Origin of the sequence: Glycomyces dulcitolivorans, from assembly GCF_003265355.1 — a bacterium.
In the GTDB taxonomy this organism is placed as follows: domain Bacteria; phylum Actinomycetota; class Actinomycetes; order Mycobacteriales; family Micromonosporaceae; genus Glycomyces; species Glycomyces dulcitolivorans.
In genome coordinates this window covers 23,168-41,759 of sequence record NZ_QFRW01000080.1, presented here as the reverse complement: position 1 = coordinate 41,759, position 18,592 = coordinate 23,168, and the positions used below count along the sequence as shown (strand labels likewise).

Annotated in this window: 19 protein-coding genes; 7 read left to right on the top strand and 12 right to left on the bottom strand. The window is 71.0% G+C overall.

The window, feature by feature from the left end:
- Positions 1-7: 7 nt before the first annotated feature.
- The 8 genes from DI269_RS07715 to DI269_RS07680 form a co-directional block, all read right to left on the bottom strand.
- Positions 8-1,033: an aldo/keto reductase gene (locus tag DI269_RS07715; RefSeq protein ID WP_112134514.1), complete on the bottom strand. Its 1,026-nt coding sequence runs from the start codon at positions 1,031-1,033 to the stop codon at positions 8-10.
- 22 nt (positions 1,034-1,055) lie between these two features.
- Entirely contained in the window at positions 1,056-2,240 is a 1,185-nt protein-coding gene (locus DI269_RS07710; RefSeq protein WP_198667240.1) for an acyl-CoA dehydrogenase family protein, read from the bottom strand.
- A gap of 94 nt (positions 2,241-2,334) precedes the next feature.
- The gene (locus DI269_RS07705; RefSeq protein ID WP_112134513.1) at positions 2,335-3,276 is read right to left on the bottom strand and encodes an LLM class flavin-dependent oxidoreductase; all 942 of its coding nucleotides are present in this window, start codon (positions 3,274-3,276) and stop codon (positions 2,335-2,337) included.
- Positions 3,273-4,529: an LLM class flavin-dependent oxidoreductase gene (locus DI269_RS07700; RefSeq protein WP_112134512.1), complete on the bottom strand. Its 1,257-nt coding sequence runs from the start codon at positions 4,527-4,529 to the stop codon at positions 3,273-3,275. Before DI269_RS07700 ends, DI269_RS07705 begins: the two co-directional genes overlap by 4 nt.
- Positions 4,522-6,171 (bottom strand): dipeptide ABC transporter ATP-binding protein, encoded by a 1,650-nt coding sequence (locus DI269_RS07695; protein WP_112134511.1) that lies wholly within the window; start codon positions 6,169-6,171, stop codon positions 4,522-4,524. The genes DI269_RS07700 and DI269_RS07695 overlap by 8 nt, the downstream gene beginning before the upstream one ends.
- Entirely contained in the window at positions 6,168-7,007 is an 840-nt protein-coding gene (locus DI269_RS07690) for an ABC transporter permease (RefSeq protein WP_112134510.1), read from the bottom strand. The genes DI269_RS07695 and DI269_RS07690 overlap by 4 nt, the downstream gene beginning before the upstream one ends.
- 9 nt (positions 7,008-7,016) lie before the next feature.
- Positions 7,017-7,967 (bottom strand): ABC transporter permease, encoded by a 951-nt coding sequence (locus DI269_RS07685; RefSeq protein WP_112134509.1) that lies wholly within the window; start codon positions 7,965-7,967, stop codon positions 7,017-7,019.
- Between the two features lie 54 nt (positions 7,968-8,021).
- Entirely contained in the window at positions 8,022-9,740 is a 1,719-nt protein-coding gene (locus DI269_RS07680) for an ABC transporter substrate-binding protein (protein WP_112134508.1), read from the bottom strand.
- A 227-nt stretch (positions 9,741-9,967) separates the two neighbouring features.
- Between DI269_RS07680 and DI269_RS07675 the strand changes: the two genes are divergently transcribed.
- The 6 genes from DI269_RS07675 to DI269_RS07655 all read left to right on the top strand — a co-directional run bounded on the left by DI269_RS07675 (position 9,968) and on the right by DI269_RS07655 (position 13,925).
- Positions 9,968-11,032, top strand: coding sequence for an LLM class flavin-dependent oxidoreductase (locus tag DI269_RS07675; protein WP_112134507.1), 1,065 nt, complete (start codon positions 9,968-9,970; stop codon positions 11,030-11,032).
- 149 nt (positions 11,033-11,181) lie between these two features.
- Positions 11,182-11,571 (top strand): hypothetical protein, encoded by a 390-nt coding sequence (locus DI269_RS26885; RefSeq protein WP_157974825.1) that lies wholly within the window; start codon positions 11,182-11,184, stop codon positions 11,569-11,571.
- The gene (locus DI269_RS26880) at positions 11,568-11,882 is read left to right on the top strand and encodes a type VII secretion target (protein ID WP_157974824.1); all 315 of its coding nucleotides are present in this window, start codon (positions 11,568-11,570) and stop codon (positions 11,880-11,882) included. Before DI269_RS26885 ends, DI269_RS26880 begins: the two co-directional genes overlap by 4 nt.
- Positions 11,883-11,896: 14 nt before the next feature.
- A complete protein-coding gene (locus DI269_RS07665; RefSeq protein WP_157974823.1) occupies positions 11,897-12,604 on the top strand; it encodes a hypothetical protein in 708 nt (235 codons plus the stop codon).
- Between the two features lie 11 nt (positions 12,605-12,615).
- The gene (locus DI269_RS07660; RefSeq protein ID WP_112134504.1) at positions 12,616-13,659 is read left to right on the top strand and encodes a protein kinase family protein; all 1,044 of its coding nucleotides are present in this window, start codon (positions 12,616-12,618) and stop codon (positions 13,657-13,659) included.
- Entirely contained in the window at positions 13,656-13,925 is a 270-nt protein-coding gene (locus DI269_RS07655) for a hypothetical protein (protein WP_198667239.1), read from the top strand. Before DI269_RS07660 ends, DI269_RS07655 begins: the two co-directional genes overlap by 4 nt.
- A 102-nt stretch (positions 13,926-14,027) precedes the next feature.
- Here DI269_RS07655 and DI269_RS07650 read toward each other — a convergent pair whose 3' ends face one another.
- Entirely contained in the window at positions 14,028-14,435 is a 408-nt protein-coding gene (locus DI269_RS07650) for a hypothetical protein (RefSeq protein ID WP_112134502.1), read from the bottom strand.
- Positions 14,436-14,846: 411 nt separating this feature from the next.
- Between DI269_RS07650 and DI269_RS07645 the strand changes: the two genes are divergently transcribed.
- On the top strand, positions 14,847-15,431 hold the full coding sequence (locus DI269_RS07645; RefSeq protein WP_112134575.1) for a histidine phosphatase family protein: 585 nt from the start codon (positions 14,847-14,849) through the stop codon (positions 15,429-15,431).
- 92 nt (positions 15,432-15,523) lie between these two features.
- Here DI269_RS07645 and DI269_RS07640 read toward each other — a convergent pair whose 3' ends face one another.
- From DI269_RS07640 to DI269_RS07630, 3 genes are read right to left on the bottom strand one after another with little or no spacing between them, the layout of a single operon-like run.
- The gene (locus DI269_RS07640) at positions 15,524-16,822 is read right to left on the bottom strand and encodes a PEP/pyruvate-binding domain-containing protein (RefSeq protein ID WP_198667238.1); all 1,299 of its coding nucleotides are present in this window, start codon (positions 16,820-16,822) and stop codon (positions 15,524-15,526) included.
- On the bottom strand, positions 16,819-17,403 hold the full coding sequence (locus tag DI269_RS07635) for a DprA-like winged helix domain-containing protein (RefSeq protein WP_112134501.1): 585 nt from the start codon (positions 17,401-17,403) through the stop codon (positions 16,819-16,821). Before DI269_RS07635 ends, DI269_RS07640 begins: the two co-directional genes overlap by 4 nt.
- Positions 17,400-18,464, bottom strand: coding sequence for a TetR/AcrR family transcriptional regulator (locus tag DI269_RS07630; protein WP_112134573.1), 1,065 nt, complete (start codon positions 18,462-18,464; stop codon positions 17,400-17,402). The genes DI269_RS07635 and DI269_RS07630 overlap by 4 nt, the downstream gene beginning before the upstream one ends.
- Between the last annotated feature and the right edge of the window lie 128 nt (positions 18,465-18,592).

Below are 18,592 nucleotides of genomic sequence, written 5' to 3'. Positions count from 1 at the left end.
TCTGGGATTACTTGCGGCGGAGGGCGGACGGCTGGAGGGACGGCGTGTCCCGGCCGGTGTCGCGTTCGAGGAAGTGCGTGCCGGGGGCGACGATCTCGTCGATCCGGTCCAGGATTTCGTCGCTGAGCTGCACGTCGACGGCCTTGAGGTAGGCGTCGAGGTGCTCCTGGGTGCGCGGGCCGATGATGACGCTGGAGATCGCGGGGTGGTTGAGCGCGAACGCGATCGCGAGGTCGACCAGGGTCAGGCCGCTCTCCTCCGCGAGGACGGCCAGCGCGTCGGCGGCGGCGAGCTTGCGCTCGTTCTGCGGGGCCTCGATGTCGAACCGGCCCGGGATGAGCCCGGACCGCGCCGACTCGGGCTGCGCGCCGCCGAGGCGGTACTTGCCCGAGAGCCAGCCCGCGGCGAGCGGGCCGTAGGAGATGACGCCGACCCCGTACTTCTCGACCACGGGGAAGACCTCGCGCTCGACCGAGCGGATGAGCAGCGAGTACGGCAGCTGCTCGGTGTGCGGGGCGACCAGGCCGTGCTTCTCGGCCAGCCAGTGGGCCTCGACCTGCTGGTGCGCGGGGAAGACCGAGGTGCCGTAGTAGCGGATCTTCCCTTCGCGGATCAGGTCGTTGAGGGCCTGGAGGGTTTCGAGGAGGTCGGTGGCCGGGTCGGGCCGGTGGGCCTGGTACAGGTCGATGTGGTCGGTGCCGAGGCGGCGCAGGGAGTGCTCGACGGCCTGGCGGATCCAGCGGCGCGAGTTGCCCTTGTGCAGCGGGTTGTCGCCGATCTGGCCGTGGAACTTGGTGGCCAGGAACAGGTCGTCGCGGCGGTCCTTGATCGCCTTGCCGACGACCTCCTCCGAGCGGCCTTGGGTGTACACGTCGGCGGTGTCGACCGCGTTGATCCCGGCGTCGAGGGCGGCGTGGATGATGCGGATGCTCTCGCCCTCCTCCTGGGCGCCGCCGAAGTTCATGGCGCCCAAGGTGAGCGGAGTGAGCGGGACGCCGGTGCGGCCGAGGACGCGGGTGGCTTCGAGGGTCATGTCGTTCCTTTCGAAGGGGTTGTCAGAAGAGACCGGTCGTGGGCGGTTCCTCGCCGGAGATGCGGTAGGCGCCGACCACGGCGGCCTTCCACTGGCGCGGATTGTGGTTGGCGACGGTGCGGGCGTTGCGCCAGTGCCGGTCGAAGCCGAGCGACCGGTTGGTGATCGAGCCTCCGGCGACGTCGAACACCAGCTCAGCGGCCTTGAGCGCGGACTCGATCGCGATCACGCCGGTCTGCGCGACCGTGACGGACGCTTCGACGCCGGCCGCGCGGGCCTCGGCGCCGGTGAGCCCGCGGGTGGCCTCGATCGCCTCGGCGGCCAGGAGCACCACCGAGCGCGCGGCGTGGGCGCGCGACGCGATCTGGCCCACCGTCTCCCGCACATACGGGTCCTCAGTGGACTTATCGGCGCTGGAGTGCTTGATGGGCCTGGCCTTCTCGCGGGCGAACCAGGACGCGTCGTCGAGCGCGGCCGCGGCGATCCCCGCCTCGATCGCCGACAGGTACAGCTGCGCGAACGCCCCCAGCCACGGGATGTCGAGCCGCGAGTTGTCCCGGGCGACGACCTCGTCGGCGCCGACGCGGACGGCGTTCAGGCGGGTGGTGCCGCTGGCGGTGAGGCGCTGCCCGACCGCGTCGAAGTCGTCGAGCCGCTCGACCCCCGCGCGGTCGACCGGGACGGTGAAGCCGTACACGGTCCCATCCTCGCTCTTCGCGGACCCGGTGAACCAGTCCGCGTAGAGGCCGCCCGTGGAGTAGTACTTCTCGCCGTCGACGATCCAGTCCTCGCCGTCGCGATGGAGCACGGTGTGCACGGAGCCGCTGGCGCCGCCGGAGCGCTCGTTCGCGGTGCCCGCGAAGAGATGTCCGTCGAGGAGGCGCCGGAGGATGACGTCGCGGTGCGGCAGGTCGGTGCGGGAGGCGACCTGGTTGGCGGTCAGGAAGCTGGAGCGCAGGGCCTGGGCGACGTTGGAGTCGGCGCGGGCGATCGCGATGACCAGGTCGGCGACGTCGCGCACGGTCCCGCCAGCGCCGCCGTCCGCCTCGGCGATGCCGGTGAGGGTGATGCGCTCGGCCGCAAGGGCTTTCACTTCCTCGAAGGCGTACTGGCGCTCACGCTCGCGCTCGGCGGCGCCCTCGCGGAGCCGGTCGAGGACCGGTGAGATTGCAATGCGGATGCCGGCGACGGTGTATTCGGAGGTCACGATGCGATCGCCTTCCGGTAGAAGCGGCCCGCACGCAGGCGCGGGGAGGGGGCGGAGCCGAAACTTCGGCCCGGAGGCTGTGGCCGGTGGGCGGTCATGACGCCACCGCCTCGCGCAGACCGAAGGCGGCGCGCAGGGTTGGGGCCGGAGCCGGATCGATGAGGAGCGGGACCAGCTCCCGTAGGACTGCCGAGACCGCTTCGAGGTCGCCGGTGGGGACCAGCTCCAGTCCGTCGAGGCGGTCGGTTTCGGCCCAGGCGTGGAGTTCGGCGGCGAGTCCCGCGGGGTCGGTGAGGTCGGTGATCGGCACTCGGCCGATGAGCGCGGTCTCCGAGCGGGGCAGCCCCGCGGTCCGCAGTGCATCCGCCAGGGCCGCATCGGCTTCCGGGGTGTCGGCGCGTTCGACCACGACCGCGTCGGCGGCGGCCGCGACCGCCGCCCAGCCGGTCGCGGCCAGGTCGGCGACGATCACCGGACGGCCCTGCACCGAAGAAGGGCCGTCGATCGGCCCCGCGACCCGGTAGAGGTCGCCCTCGTGGCCGATCGGGTGGATGAGCTCGTCGTCGGCGAACAGCGCCGCCTCCTGGTCCCCCACCAGCGCCTCGCGCGGGAACGACTCCCACAGCCGCGTCAGCACACCCGCGTACTCGCGCCAGCGCTCGACCGAATCGGCTGCGACCGGACGCCCCGCGTCGCTGACCTCGTCGCCGACCCCGGGCAGGAGCGCGACGCCGAGGCGGCCGCCGGTGGCGCGGTCGATCGACAGGAGTCTGCGGGCCGCGTTGTAGGGTGCGTTTCCGGTGGTCGACAGCTCGGGGACGAACGCGATGCCATGCGCGCCTGCGAGATACGCGGCGGCGACCGTCGGTTCGAGGGCCTGGCCCGCCACCGCACGGTCGAGCAGCCGGATCGCGGCGACGCCGGTCTGCTCGGCCAGCGCAGCCGCGACACGGGCGTCGGCCAGGCTCAGCACCGCTGGCCCACCGCGCCCGGCGGGCTCGCCGACCGCGAAAGCCAGTTGGACGAACGTGCTCATGATGCGACCTCCGAAGTCTGGACGAACAGGGCCCGGACCGAGCCGGGTTCCGGCGCTGCGGGGAGGCCCAGGCCCAGGTGGGCGCGCAGCGTGGCTCCTTCGTACTCGCGGCGGAACAGGCCGCGGCGCTGAAGTTCAGGCACCACATGGTCGGCGAAGTCGTCGAAGCCCGATGGCAGGACATCGGGCATCACGTTGAACCCGTCGGCCGCGCCAGCGCGGAACCACAGCTCGATGTCGTCAGCGATCTGCTCGGGCGTCCCGGTCACGATCCGGTGCCCGAAGCCGCCGCCGAGTTTGCGCAGCAGCTGCCGCAGGGTCGGGCGCTCGCGCTCCACGATGCCCTTCACCATCCCGTAGAACGTCTGCGAACCGCCAACCACGTCGGGGTCCCGCAGCCGATCTAGAGGGAACGGCTCGTCGTCCTCCAGCTCGTCGACAGAGAACCCGAGCTGGCCCGACAGCCGGCCGCGCCCGTACACCTCCGGGATCAGGTCGTCGAGAAGATCCCTGCGGGCCTTGGCCTCCACCTCGGTCGAGCCGATCACCGTCGACAACCCCGGCAGGACCACCAGGTCCTCCGGGCGTCGCCCGTACCGAACCGCACCAGCGCGCAACTCCGCCCGGAACGCCCGCGCGTGGTCCAGGTCCTGGTCAGCGGAGAACACGACCTCAGCGACCCGTGAGGCGAGCTTGCGGCCGTCGCTCGACCCGCCCGCCTGGACCACCACCGGGCGGCCCTGGGGCGAGACGAGGCCGGCCCGGGCGGCCCACGAGGCCACCACGTGCTCGGTGAACTCAGCCGCCCGCGCGTAGCGGGACGCGTGCTCGGGCTCCCCAGAGCGCCCGAAGTTCCGGGCCGCGACCGGGCCGGCCGTGGTGACCACGTTCCAGCCGAAGCGGCCGCCGGCGACGTAATCGAGGTCGCCGAGGCGGCGGGCCAGCTCGTCGGGGTCGTTGTAGGAGGAGGAGAGCGTGCCGATGAGCCCGATGCGCTCGGTCTGGGCAGCGATGCGCGCGAGGACCGTGGTCGGCTCCAGGTTGTTGCCGGCGCGGTGGCGGATCGACGGGTCCAGGAGCGGGCCGTCGGCGAGGAAGACCGCGTCGAGCTTCGCGGCCTCGGCCTTCTTCGCGATCGACGTGTAGTGCTCGATCCCGTAGCTCGCGAGGGCGTCGGTGCCCGGGAGCCGCCACGAGCCGCCGAAGACGCCCGCGTTGAGGATGTTCACGTTGAGGTGCAGATGATCAGACACGGCAGTCTCCTAATCGGACGTTCGCGGGTGCGAGCCGGGCGCCGGGGACCGCGGCCAGCAGCTCCCGGGTGTAGTCCTGGGCGGGCGCCTCGAAGACCTTCACGGCCGGGCCGGACTCGACCACCGCGCCGTCCTTCATCACCGTGACGTCGTCGGCGATGAGGCGGACCACCCCGAGGTCGTGGGTCACGAACACGTACGCGAGCCCGAACTCCCCCTGGAGGTCCACCAGGAGCTGGAGGATCTGCGCCTGGACCGACACGTCGAGGGCGCTCACCGCCTCGTCCAGGACCAGGACCTCCGGATTGAGCGCGAGCGCCCGCGCGATGGCGACGCGCTGGCGCTGGCCGCCGGAGAGCTCGGCGGGCAGGCGGCCGAGGTGGGACTCGTCGAGGGCCACCGCCTCCAGCAGCTGCACGACCCGCGAGCGGCGGTCGCCGGGGATCTTGAAGGCGCGCAATGGTTCGGCGACGATCTTCTCGACGGTGAACCGCGGGTCGAGGGAGGTGAACGGGTTCTGGAACACGAACTGGAGGTCGCTGCGCAGCTCGCGCAGCTGCCGGTGGCCCAGGCCGGTGAGTTCGCGGTCGCCGAGGTGGACGGTGCCGGCGTCGGGGGCGTCGAAGCCGACGAGGATGCGCGCGAGGGTGGACTTGCCGGCGCCGGACTCGCCGACGATCGCGTGCGTGGTGCCTTGGCGCACTTCGAGGTCGACGCCGCCGAGGGCGCGCAGTTCGCGGCGGCCGCGGCCCCTCAGCCGATACGTCTTCTCGATGTCGTTCGCGCGCAGGGCGATCGGCTGGTCCTCGGCACGCGTGCCGGTGGCGGGTTCGAGCCGGCCGGTGTGGCGGGCGGGGGCGGCGTCGAGGAGGCGCCGCGTGTACGGGTCGGCGGCGTGCTCGATGACCTCGGCGACGGGGCCCTCCTCAACGATCTCGCCGCCCTGCATGACCGCGATGCGGTCGGAGCGGTCGAGTGCGACGCCGAGGTCGTGCGTGACCAGGAGGATGCCGATGCCGAGGTCTACGCGGAGCCCGGCGAGGTGGTCGAGGATGCGCTGCTGGACCGTGACGTCGAGGGCGCTCGTGGGTTCGTCGGCGAGGATGAGCTTCGGCTTGCCCGCCAGCGCGATCGCGATGAGCGCGCGCTGCTTCATGCCGCCCGACAGCTCGTGCGGGTACTGGGCAAAGACGCGTTCGGCGTCGGCGAGCCCGGCCGTGCGCAGGCTCTCCAGGGCGGCCTCCTTCCACGCCGCCGCGTCCCGCTTCTGCTTCTCGTTGAAGCGCACGGCCTCGATGACCTGCTGCCCGATCTTCTTGACCGGGTTCAGCGAGGTGTTCGGGTCCTGCGGGATGAAGCCGACGTAGTTGCCGCGCACGAGGGCCATGCGCCGGTCGCTCCAGCCGGTGACGTCCACATCGGAGTAGTGGACGGTCCCGGCGCTCTGGCGCGCCGATGGCGGCAGGAGTCCGAGCGCGGCCTGGACCAGCGTGGTCTTGCCGGAGCCGGATTCGCCGACGAGCGAGACGAACTCGCCCGGTTCGACCCGCAGCGAGGCGCCGCGGACGGCGGGCGCCCAGTGCCTGGCGGACTTGTATTCGACCGTGAGGTCGTCGATGCGGAGCAGCGGGTCCTCGGTCATCGTCGCGGGTCCTTCCTGAGCGAGGTGCTGATGCGGTGCGCGGCGATCACGACGAGCGCGAGCGCCGCGCCCGGCAGGATCGAGATCCACGGGTGGACGGCGACGAAGTCGCGGCCCTCGGCGACCAGGAGCCCCCACTCTGGCTCGGGCGGCGGCGAGCCGTACCCGAGGAACCCGAGCGAGGCCACGGCGAGGACGGCGGTGCCGACCTCCAAGGCCGCCAAGGCGATCACGGAGCTGAGCGAGTTCGGGACGACGTGCCGGACCATCACCGCGAGGCGGCCGACGCCGGCGCCGTACGCGGCCTTCACGTAGTCCTGGTTCACGACCGCGAGCACCTCGGAGCGCATGACCCGCGCGAACGAGGCGATCGAGGAGATGCCGACCGCGAGCGCGATGTTGTTGGCGGAGTAGCCGAGGACGGAGACCACGACCATCGCGAGCAGCAGGCTCGGGATCGACAGGAACACGTCCACGACCCGCATGATCACGTTGTCCCAGAGCTTCCCGAAGTACCCCGCGACCAGCCCGATGACCGTGCCGAGGCCGAAGGCGATCACGACGGCCAGGAGCGTCGCGGTGAGCGTGGTGCGGGCGCCGTAGACGCAGCGCGCGTACAGGTCGCGGCCGAGCCTGTCGGTGCCGAACCAGTGATCGGCGCTCGGCGGCGCGAAGCTCGCGCCCGAGTCGCCCGTGTAGGGGCTGTAGGAGGTGAACAGCTGCGGGAACAGGGCCCAGCCGACGGCCAGGGCCACGACGATCCAGGCGGCGACGAGCACCGGTTGGCGGGCGAGCTCGCCGAGGCGGGCGGCGGGCGGGGCGGCTATTGCGGTCATCTCGTCCCCCTAAGCCGTCGCGGCCGCGAGCGTGGCCCGCAGGCGCGGGTCCAACAGCGGGTAGACGAGGTCGACGGCGAGGTTGATGAGCGCGAAGCTCGCGGCCACGAGCACCACGATCCCTTGCACGAGAGGCACATCGAGCGTGTTGATCGCGGTCTGCGTCAAGCGCCCGATGCCCTCGCGGGCGAACACGGTCTCGGTGATCACCGATCCGGCGATGAGGTTGCCGAAGGTGACGCCGGTGATGGTGAGCGCCGGGAGGCTCGCGTTGCGGAACACGTCGCCCTTGACGATCTGATCGCGCGTGGCGCCCTTGGCACGGCTCGTGGTCACGTACCCCGATTCGAGTTCGGCGGTGAAGCGGCGCACCAGGAGCTGCGCGATCGGCCCCGAGACGGGGATCGCGAGCGTCACGAGCGGCAGCACCAGGCTCGCGGGGCCGTCGGATCCGAAGGCGGGGAACCAGCCGAGGCGGAACGCGAAGACCTGGAGCAGCAGGATGCCGGACAGGAACACCGGCACCGAGACGGCGGCCGACGGCAGCGATTCGACGAGGTTCCGCAGCCACGGACGCCGCGTCGAGGTCGCGGTCAGGGCGATCGCGTAGGCGATGAGCGCGGCGAGCGCGAGCGCCCCGGCCGACAGGATCAGGGTGCTGGGGAGGACGCCGAGGACGGCCTCGGTGACGGGCTTCCCGGACTGGACCGAGTTGCCGAAGTCGCCGGCCAGGGCGTGGCCGAGGCGCTGGAAGTACTGCACCACAACGGGTTCGTCGAAGCCGTAGTTGGCGGCGACCTGCTCCCGGACCTCCTCGGGGATCGTGTTCAGCTCGGTGGGGTCGAACAGGAGGTCCTCGGGGTTCGCGGGGAGCACGAACAGCAGGACGAAGGTCAGGGTGAAGGCGGCCCAGACCACGAACAGGGCGCGGCCGGTCTTCAATGCGGCGTACCGGAGCACGGGTTCTCCTTTCAGGACGGTCGCGGCGGCCGGGCGACCGGCCGCCGCGGTCCGTCACTTGCCGTTGCCCTTCCAGGCGTCCACGAAGTGGTTGCGGGACTGGGCGTCGAAGACGATCCCGTGCACGTAGTCGGCGTGCGCGATCACCTGCGACGGGTTGTAGACCGGGCTGACCAGGGCGTACTTCTCCAGCAGGAGGTCCTGGGCGGCCTTGGCGTACTCGTCGCGCAGGGCCGGGTCGAGCGTGGTCTCCAGCTTCCCGAGCACCTCGGTCACCTCGGCGGCGTCGACGCCCGTGGAGTCCGCGGTGACGTACGAGGCGTTCCCGAGGGTCGGCCCGTACAGGAGGTTGAGGACGGCCGGGTCGTTGCGGGACCGGTTGGCGGCCACCACGTTCCAGTCGGTCGCGGCGGTCGCGAACGCGGCGGTGTAGTCGGGGATCGGGACGACGGTGAGCTGGAGGTCGATGCCGATCGCCTTGAGGTCCTGCTGGATCGACTCGTACGCGGGTTTGTTCACGACGAGGTTGTTGATCCCCAGGAGCTTCACTTCGAGGCGCTTGCCGTCCTTGACGCGGATGCCGTCGTCGCCGACCGTCCAGCCGGCCTCGTCGAGGAGCCGGTTCGCCTCGTCGGGGTCGTAGCGCAGGACCGAGTCGCTGTAGTCGGCATGGCCCTGCACCGAGGGCGCCAGGACCGAGTCGGCGATCGAGTAGGAGTCGGTGAGGACGGTGTCCTCGATCGCCTCGCGGTTCCAGCCCAGCTGGATCGCCTTGCGGACGGCGATGTCGTTGGTGGGGAACAACGATGAGTTCAGGTTGAAGAAGATCGAGGTGCCCGAGACGCCGCGGCTGATGATCTCGAAGCCCTGGTCCTTCAGCGGCTGCTCGTCGGTGGTGCCGACGTCCAGGGTCGCGTCGAGCTCGCCGGAGACGAGCGAGCCGGTGCGCACGCTCGCTTCGGGGATGGTGTTGAAGACGATCCGGTCGAGGTAGGCCTCGCCGTCGTGGCCGAGCGCCGGCGGGGACCAGTCGTAGCCCTCGCGCTTGACCAGGACGGTCTTGACCTGCTCTTCCCAGGACTCGTAGACGAACGGGCCGGTGCCGATGATCTTGGTCGGGTCGGTGCGCTCCTCGGCGCTGAGCGCGAGCGTGGAGAGGGAGAGGAACCCGGGCTGGGCGTTCGCGGTGAACGAGCTGGCCTGGAGGAAGCTCGCGAGCGGGTGCTCGAAGCGGACGACGGCGGTGTACGGGTCGGGGGTGAGCGTCTCGATGTAGCCCGAGAGCAGTTGGGCGCCGTTGGGGTTGATGCCCAGGGCCTCGTCGCCGTGCACGTACTGGTCGAAGTTGGCCTTCACGACCTCGGAGTCGAACGGGGTGCCGTCGCTGAAGGTGACGTCGTCGCGGAGGTGGAAGGTGAACTCGGTGAGGTCGTCGTTGTACTCCCAGGACTCGGCGAGCCACGGCGTGATCTCGCCGGTGTCGGGGTCCTGCCAGGTGAGCTTGTCGGTGATGTTGTTGCCGATGGTCGATTCGGCGTAGTTCGTGCCCCACTGGGGGTCGGGGCTGCGCTGGTAGTCGATGAGGGCGAATTCGAGCGTGCCGCCGCTGACCGGCTCGCTGCTCTGGGCTCCCGCGTCGTCCTCACCTGCGGCGCGGGTGGCGCCGAACCAGGCGACGCCGGCGATGAGGACCAGGGCCGCGGCTCCGGCGGCCCAGGGCCACTTGGGTTTCGCCTTCTCGGCGCTTTCGATGGACTTGCTGAGTTCGGACATTGCTGCGTCTCTTCTGTGCGATGGGCATGGGTCTGATCGGGGATCAGCGCCGACACAGCGCACCGGCGAAGTGCACGAGATCGATCTCGCGCCGGGAGTAGAGGAGCAGCGTTCGCATAATCTATACTTTAACGATAGGATTAATAGAGAATCAAGAGTGAGCTAGGCCATACTCAGCGCGACGCCTCGGCGCGAGGCCCGGCTCCCCATGCCCCGCAAGGAGACACATGAGCGCCGAATTCCTCTGGTACATCCCCAATCAGGCCCGCCCCGGCCACCGCGGCGACGACACGGTCGAGGGCCACAACAGCCTGGACACGCTGACGGGCCACGCGAAGGCCCTCGAAGACCACGGCTGGGGCGGCGCGCTCCTCGGCACCAGCTGGGGACGCCCGGACACGTTCACCGTCGCCACCGCGCTCGCGGCCCGGACCACGACGTTCAAGCCCCTCATCGCGATCCGGCCCGGCTACTGGCGCCCCGCGAACTTCGCGTCCGCCTCGGCCACCCTCGACCACCTCACCGGCGGCCGGGTCCTGGTCAACATCGTCTCGGGCCAGGACAACCTCGCCGCGTACGGCGACAGCGAGGGCGACCAGGCGCACCGCTACGCCCGCACCAAGGAGTTCATCCAGGTCGTGCGTCGGCTCTGGACCGAGGAGTCCGTGACGTTCGAGGGCGAGCACTTCCAGGTGAAGGACTCGTCCCTGGAGCTCAAGCCCGTCGTGAACGGCGAGCGCAGGCATCCGAAGCTCTACTTCGGCGGCGCTTCCGAAGCGGCCGAACGGGTCGCGGCCGCCGAGGCCGACGTGCAGCTGTTCTGGGGCGAGCCCCTGGGCGGCGTGCGGGAGCGCATCGAGCGGCTCAAGAAGCTCAGCGAGGAGGTCGGCCGCGAGCACGCGCCGCTCGAATTCGGGCTGCGGATCACCACGTTCGTGCGCGACACGACCGAGGAGGCCTGGGCCGACGCGGAGGCGAAGGTCGCGACCATGGCCGCCGGCAACCAGGAGTACCTGCGCGACGCCCACCGCCGCACCGCGGTCGGCCAGCAGCGCCTCCTCGACCTCGCCGAGCGCGGCGAGGTCCTCGACGACAACCTGTACACGACGCCCGGGAAGTTCGGCGGCGGCGGCGCGGGCACCACGTGGCTCGTCGGCTCCCCCGCGGACGTGGCGAAGTCCCTGCGCAGGTACCAGGAGCTCGGCATCACCCACTTCGTCCTCTCCGACACCCCGTACCTGCGGGAGATCGAGCGCCAGGGCGACCAGCTGCTGCCGCTGCTGCAGGACTGACTGATTGGACACACCCGAAGCCGCCGGTCGCGAACGCGACCGGCGGTTTCGCTTGCAGTACAACGATATTCGCATCTAGTCGTACCCGATCACGTTTGATAGCTTGTGGATACGCACTGAACTTCCAGTGAATCGGAAGGGGCACAAGCATGATCGATATCCAATCCCCTGAGGACGCCCGGTCCGCCATAGCGGACTGGAAGGAGCGCGCCGACAAGATGGCCGCCGACGCCGTCGCCGCCTCCGAGGCCGTCCAGGCGGTCACCGCGGTCGGGTGGGACGCCAACGGGGTCTGCGCCGTCAAGCTCGACTCCTCCGGAGCCGTCACCGGCGTCCAGTTCAAACCCGAGTTCCAGCGCATGCAGCCGCACCACGCCGAGCGCCAGTTCATGCAGGCGTACGCGAGCGCGGGCAGGGTCCTGATCGACAACGCCCGCGCCGCCGTCGAGGAGCGCCTCGAACCCGGCTCCCCCACCGCCCGGGCCCTGGTCGACTCCCTCAAAATGCGCTTCCCCGAGCCCGAGGCGGAGGAGTCGTGAGCGACCAGTTCGGCGTCCTCACCGACGAGCTGCGCACCCATGCGGCCAGCATCGACGCGATTCGGGACCGCTTCGCCGCCGTCCTCAGCGCCATCGACTCGATCGCGCAGGACGACCAGGCGTACGGGGTCCTCTGCCAGTTCCTCCCGCCCACGCTGGAGGACCGCCAGAACGAGCAGAAGGAGCTCACCGCCATCGCGCAGGAGAACTTCGAGCTCCTGGCCGAGGCGGTGCGCGGCACCGCGGACGATTACGACGCCGTGGACGAGGCGGTCGCCGACTCGTACCGCGCCATCCAAGACCTGCTCTGAGCGGAGGGACCCCCGTGACCGACCTCGTTTCCACCGAAAGTGCCGTCCCGCCAACCGAGGGCGCCATGACCGGCGCCGGGATCGCCGAGTCCTACACGGGCCTGGCGACCGCGATCGGCTCCGGCTCCTGGATCGACGGCTCCATCGCCGGCCTGGGCGCAGCCCTGGAGACCGTGGGCGCCGTCGTCGACCCGCTCGGGACCCTCGCCGCGGCCGGCGTGGGCTGGCTCATCGAGCACGCCCAGCCGCTCCAGGACGCCCTCGACATGCTCGCCGGCAATCCCACTCTCGTTGAGGCCCATGCGATGACATGGGACAACGTCGCGAACGAATGCTTCGCGATGTCCGAGCAAATGGTGTCGATCGTCGGCGAGGTCCAGGCCTGGAGCGGCAGTGCGGCCGACGCCTACCGGGGCGTCTCGGACGCGAACGCCGAGACCCTCGCGTGCATCGGCGGCACCGCGATGGCGCTCGGCAACGCCACCCGAGGAGCCGGGCAGGTGGTGACCATGGTCCGGGAGTTCGTGCGCGAGTTCGTGGCCCAGTGCGTCGGCTCCCTCATCGCCTGGGCCGCCGAGGTCGCCTTCACCATCGGCATCGGCCTCGCATGGGTCCTCCCCAAGGCGATCATGAGGATCACGGAGTGGGTAGGCAAGATCTTCGGCTGGCTCACCGGCCTCATCGACTCCATGACCGCCCTCCGCAAACTCCTGTTCGGATGAGGGGCCCCGCCGTGAACCGACTCCTCCTGCGCGTCGCACTCGTCCCGATCCTCTTCGGGCTCTTCGGCCTCCACCGCCGCAGCGGACCCTCCGGCCCGGACGCCTCCGGGTCCGGCGCCACCGGCCGCACCCGCTCCCGCAGCCCCCTGGCCGGCCGGAGCCACGCCGACGACGCCCGGGCGACCAGGGAGCGGCTGTCGGCCGCCCGCGTCTCCAACGCGGGCTCCGCCCCGCGGTCCTCGCCGGATTCGTCGACGACATCGACCGAGAGCGCCGAACCGGCGCCGGACTATTCGTCGGTGCCGCACCACACCGAGCCCTGGCCGGACCCGATGGACCTCCAGGTCACCGACATCTCTCCGATGAACGCGCACGCGCACGTCAACGAGGCGTACATCGTCACCTTCGAGGACGGGTCGCAGGGGCTCTACAAGCCCGCGTCCGGGGAAACGAGCAAGTGGGACACGATTCCGCCATCGGGGATGGCCGCGCGCGAAGTCGCCGCCTCGGTCGTGGACCGGCACCTCGGGCTGGGCCTCACCCCCTCCACCACCATGTGGAACGGGCCGGACGGCCCGGGCTCGTTGCAGCGCATGGCGATGCCGAACTCCCCGAGCAACGACCCCGCGGACTACACGACCTCGGAGCAGCAGCGCATGGCCGTGTTCGACTACGTGATCGGCAACAGCGACCGGCACACCGGCAACTACCTCACCGACGAGAACGGCGGCATCGTCCCCATCGACCACGGCCTCGCCTTCCCCTTGGACGAGAACTCCTTCGACCGGGGTCAGATCCGCGGCATCCGCTCCGACTTCGTCGCCAACGACTACGGCCACTACCTCGACCGGGGCCTCGTCCTCGACCTTGAGAGGGTCGACTCCGACCAGCTCGGCGACGACCTGTCCCGTCTAGGGTTGGAGGACGCGGCGGTCGACGGCGTGATCGACCGGCTCGACGAGGTCCGGGAGAGCGGCGGGATCACCGGTGCCGCCTGGCCCGGGCGCATCACCGAGGTGTGGGCGAAATACGTGATTAGGGAGACGAATCCGTGATGAGTGGCATTCCCAGGAAGATCGGGTTCTACGCGCTCCAGCCCGGCGGCATGCGCAAGGTCGCGGAGTACGCCTGGACCGATGCGGGCGTCGGGATCGAGGTCCTCGACGAGAAGTACGAGCGGATGGCCCGCGGGTACTTCACGGAGGGCATTCTGCTGCAGCGGATCGGCAAGCTGGTGACGGCGGAGCACCCCGAGCTGTTCATGGAGGCCCTCGTCGAGCCGCGCAACATGAGCTACTACGACTTCCGTCCCGAGTCCTGAGGCCTGCGGAGGTGGACCCAGGGCGGCGGCTCCGCCCGGTCCCTCCTCGCGCCGCTTAGACCGCCGGGCGCGAACGCGTCTGGCGGCCTCGGCATTTCAGAGCTATTGCTCGGGGTCGGTGCGCTTCTCGCGGGCCTCTTCGACCAGTCGGCGCGCGAGCTCGCGCGTGCGGGCGGACTGGTCCACGAAGCCCGCGACGATGTCGTGGGTGCGGTCGCGGGCGGCCTCGGCCGCCTGCTCGTACGTCTCGATGACCAAGGCGGCCTGCTCGATCGGCGCCATCGACTTCGACGGCGGGAGGAACTCGACGTCGACGAGCGCGCCCGCGATGTTCGCCGTGACCGCCACTTCCCCGCCGTCCGAGACGATCCGGACGCTGGTGGCGTCGACGAGGTGCCGTACCGGCTGGGCCTCAGCGCGAAGCGAGGACATGCGCTTCTCGAAGTCCGCCATGAAGGCCGCGAGATCGAACTCCTCGGCCGGCTCAGGGTGATCGGGGGTCTCGCTCACTTGCTCTCCTCGTGCTCACGCGGCCCTTCGGGAGCGGTGACCGCTCCTCCGCGAGATGGTTGGCCAATGCTATTGCGTTGTGGGTTAACGGGAATGGTAATCCGCATGACGGTTCAGGGGTCTGTCCCCATAGACGCCTGCGACCTCCCACACGGACACTCCCAGTGACTCGATTCACACATAATCAATCAACTTCGATCAATATGACGTTCAGTTGTGGCACTGTCGTGTTGATATGCGTCAAGAGAACGTCAAGACGCGTCAAGACTACAGCGACACCGCCGCCCGCGATCGGTTGCGCCGCAGGCCCACACAGGACGGACGGGGTGCGCGGAACGGGGCGAAGGCCGCAATTTAAGATGATGACATCATCTGAATGGATTGAGCATCTCGATCGAGAGGAGCGGCACCATGGCGACCAGGCACCTGTACTTGGTGAGGCACGGCGAGGCGGACCCCTTCGGGGAGCTGACCGACACCGGGCGGCGGCAGACGGCCCTGCTAGCGGACCGGTTGGCGGCCTTGCCGATCGACGCCGTCCACCACTCGTCGCTGTCGCGCGCGGCGGCGTCGGCGGCGATCATCGGCGAGCGGCTCGGGGTCCGGCCGCAGGAGTCGGCGGAGCTGATCGACCACGTGCCGCACGTCCCCGACCCGATGCTCCCGGAGTGGGCCGGGTTCTTCGACGGCTTCGACGCGGAGGAGGCCGCGTCCGGGGCGCGCCTCGCCGAAGCACTGACACATCGATTCGCAAGGCCCGCAACGGAAGAGGTCCACGAGGTCTTGGTCACGCACGCCTATCAGGTGGCGTGGATGCTGCGCCATGCGCTGGACGCGCCGCCCGAGCGGTGGCTGGGGCTCAACAGCGGGAACACCGCACTCACCGCGATCGACTTCCCCTCGGGCGGAGCGCCGCGGGTGCTCCTGTTCAACGACATGGGGCATCTCCCGGACGAGCTGCGCTGGACCGGGTTCGGAGGCGGACCCAAGCCCTGAGGCACCTGATGTGCGGGACCGCGGCGTGCCGCGGTCCCGCACAGTCCCCATCTGAGACAACGATTCCCCTGCGAGCGGGCTACGAGTGCGGCCTAGCGGCGGAGTGCCTCGCGGGCCGCAGCGAGGCGTTCGGCCTCGCCGCGCGGGGTGCGGTCACCTGAGGCGTCGTCGGCCCAGGCGAGCAGGCGCTCCAGGTGGTCTGCGGCGGCGTCCGCAACGGCCGGGGCGAGGCCGCGCACGACGACGCCGCTGGTGCCGTCGATGGTGACGAGTTCACCTTGGGCCGCATCGAGACCGGTGACGCCCACGACCGCAGGCTTGCCCATGGCCCGTGCGACGACGGCCGCGTGACTGGCGGGCCCGCCGCGCTCAGTGACGATTCCCGCGGCCACCGCGAGGCCGCTCATGTCGTGGGGCGAGGTCTCGGGCCGCATGAGGATCACCGGCCCGTCAGGTGCCATCCGGATCGCCTCCTCCACTGTGGTCGCGATCCGGCCGGAGGCAACGCCGGGGCAGGCGCCGATGCCGCGACCGATCACCTCGTGATCCCCTGCGATCCGGGGCGTGCGCGCGAGCTTCACATGGCCTGGCGAGACCCGAAGCAGCGCTTCGTGTCTCGTGATCGCGCCCTCCTCTGCGAGGTCGACCGCGAGCCGCACCGCCGCGGCACCGGTGAACCGGCCCGGCCGGGTCTGGAGCAGCCACAGCTCGCCGGACTCGAAGGTGAACTCGGTGTAGCAGGCGTCCCGGTAGTGGTCCTCGATCCGGTGCAGCGCAGCCACCAGGCCGTCCCAGACCCCCGGCTTGCGCTCAGCGAGCGCCTGCAGCGGCAGCGTCCTGGTCCGGCCGGAGACGACGTCCTCGCCCTGGTGTCCGAACAGGACGTCGCCGTACGGCTCCGGCGCCCCGGTGTTGGGGTCGCGGCTGAAGGCGATGCCGGTGCCGCTGCGGTCGTCGCGGTCGCCGAAGACCATGGCCTGCACGATGACCGCGGTGCCGAGGTCGTGCGGGAGGGCGTTCAGGTCGCGGTAGGTGCGGGCGCGCGGGGCGTTCCAGGAGTCGAAGACGGCCGCGACGGCGGCCTCCACCGCCTCCTCAGTCGGTTCCAGGGCGAGGATCGTGTCCATCATCCCGGGCATCGACACGGCCGCGCCCGAGCGGACCGACACGCGCCGGGCGCCCAGGCCCGCAACGGCATCGGCGAGTTCGTCGCGGAGCCCGTCGGGAAACTTCCCGCCGCGCAGGTACTCGCGGCACGCCTCCACGACCACCACGACCGCGGGCGGCACCGGCAGGCCGAGCCGGTGCATGAGCGCGAGCCCGTGGGCCTTGGCGCCCAAGACCTCCGGGCCCTCAACAGTCGCCGCGTCGATCGTCCTGATCCAGCTCACCGCGGAATCCCCAGGGTCGCGAGCTGGTCTTCGTGGAGTTCGGCCCAGATCGCGTGGTACGAGCCGGTGTCGTCGGCGAGGTATTCGAGGTCCCCGGCGGCGACGCGCTTCAGCGCCCCGCTCAAGCGGATCGGGTAGCGGCCGAACCGGGGCAGGGCCGCGGCCAGTGCGGCGCAGACGCCGGCGGCGCGGGCGTCGAGGTCGGCGAAGCGGTCGAGGACGCGGGTGTCGTAGGCGAGGTCGTCATGGTCGTTGACCCGGACGACGCCGTCGACGGGCCGCAGCTGCCAGGCGGTGCACAGGTCGAGGAGTTCGGGGTTGAGGACGAGGAACCGCTCGTAGGCGGCCGCGACGGCGGGCCGGGCGCCGGCCGCGTCGAGTTCGGCGGCGGTGTTCTCGGCGTCGGCGGCGCGTCCGGCGTCGGTGAGGCCCCACACGCCGCCTTCGATGCGGGTGACGAGGCCGGCGACCCCGAGGTCGATGAGTTCGGATTCGACGGCGGCCGGGTCGAGTCCCGTCGCGGCGGCGATGCGGTCGACGCCGGAGTACCCGCCGCAGCGGATGGCGTGGAGGACGCTCACGCGGCGGCCTTCCGTCCGGAGCGGGCGACGGCGTAGGCGGCGCCGAGGCCGCGCCCGCGGGCGGTGACGGTGCCGCTGCGGACGCGCAGGGCCGATTCGGTGTCGTCGGCGGGGTCGGCGACACCGAGGACCGTGGCGAGCCGCTGGTCGCCAAGGACGATCTTGAGGCGGGCCCAGGTGCCGGCGGGGAACACGGCCCGCAGGCAGGAGGTGAGGTCGCTCACCTTGAGCCGCACGAGGTCCCCGGTCTCGAAGGGCACGGCGATGACGACGGTGACCCGCTCGCCGCGGGCGGCGGAGCGGACGGCGTCCTCGGCGGCGGCGAGGCGTTCGATGCCGAGGACGGTGACGAGGCCGTCGGCGGCCGGGTCGACGGGTCCCCCGGAAACGAGGTCGGTGAGGCCGTCGATCGGTTCGAGGGGTTCCTGGACGATCTGGGCGGGGGCGACGAACGGCAGGTGCGGGGGCGCCCAGGCGTCGTCGAGGTCGAGGGTCGCGAGGTGGCCGCAGGCGCGGGCGCGGTCGAAGGGGTCGCCGAAGCCGGGGGCGAGCTCGGCGAGGACGCCGGCGCCGGACAGGAGGGTCAAGGCGAGCTCGGCGGTGCGGACGCGGCGCCCAGGTCCGCAGGATTCGAGGCCGACCGCGAGCAGGAGCGCCTCCAGGCGCGCGAGCTGGGCGAGGGCGGCGCGGTCGCGGTCGTCGTCGATGACGCCGACGAGGGAGCGGAGCTGGAGGCGGCCGCCCGAGGCGGTGTCACCGGCGAGCGGAAGGCGCTCCAGCCAGGCGCGGGCGAACCGCGCGAGGGCGTCCTCGGCGGTCGCGGGCGCGGCCGTGGCCTCGACGTTGGGGGCGTGCCCGACCATGTCGACGAGGACGGCCAGGTAGAGGGCGCGCTTGCCCGGGAAGTTGGAGTAGACCGCGCCGCGGGTGAGCTCGGCGCGCTCGGCGATCCGGTCGACCTTCGCGGCGGCGTACCCGTGCTCGATGAACTCCTCCCGCGCCGCGGCCAGAACCGCCGCGCGGGTCCGCGCCTGCTGCTGGACTCGTGTGAGCCTCGCCATGTTCGCTCCCTCGATCTCGTTCGGTTCAGGATACGTGATCATCCCGATGTCGTCATCATCCGAGTGTCGGAACCGAGGTTTCCCAGGTCGCCGGAGGGGGAATACTGGTAGGTCTAGGAGGAGGCGAA

Excerpts from the sequence above, each read along its gene's own strand:
- DI269_RS07715 (WP_112134514.1), bottom strand. The coding sequence starts at position 1,033 with ATGACCCTCGAAGCCACCCGCGTCCTCGGCCGCACCGGCGTCCCGCTC.
- DI269_RS07705 (WP_112134513.1), bottom strand. The coding sequence starts at position 3,276 with ATGAGCACGTTCGTCCAACTGGCTTTCGCGGTCGGCGAGCCCGCCGGG.
- DI269_RS07695 (WP_112134511.1), bottom strand. The coding sequence starts at position 6,171 with ATGACCGAGGACCCGCTGCTCCGCATCGACGACCTCACGGTCGAATAC.
- DI269_RS07690 (WP_112134510.1), bottom strand. The coding sequence starts at position 7,007 with ATGACCGCAATAGCCGCCCCGCCCGCCGCCCGCCTCGGCGAGCTCGCC.
- DI269_RS07680 (WP_112134508.1), bottom strand. The coding sequence starts at position 9,740 with ATGTCCGAACTCAGCAAGTCCATCGAAAGCGCCGAGAAGGCGAAACCC.
- DI269_RS07675 (WP_112134507.1), top strand. The coding sequence starts at position 9,968 with ATGAGCGCCGAATTCCTCTGGTACATCCCCAATCAGGCCCGCCCCGGC.
- DI269_RS26885 (WP_157974825.1), top strand. The coding sequence starts at position 11,182 with ATGATCGATATCCAATCCCCTGAGGACGCCCGGTCCGCCATAGCGGAC.
- DI269_RS07645 (WP_112134575.1), top strand. The coding sequence starts at position 14,847 with ATGGCGACCAGGCACCTGTACTTGGTGAGGCACGGCGAGGCGGACCCC.
- DI269_RS07630 (WP_112134573.1), bottom strand. The coding sequence starts at position 18,464 with ATGGCGAGGCTCACACGAGTCCAGCAGCAGGCGCGGACCCGCGCGGCG.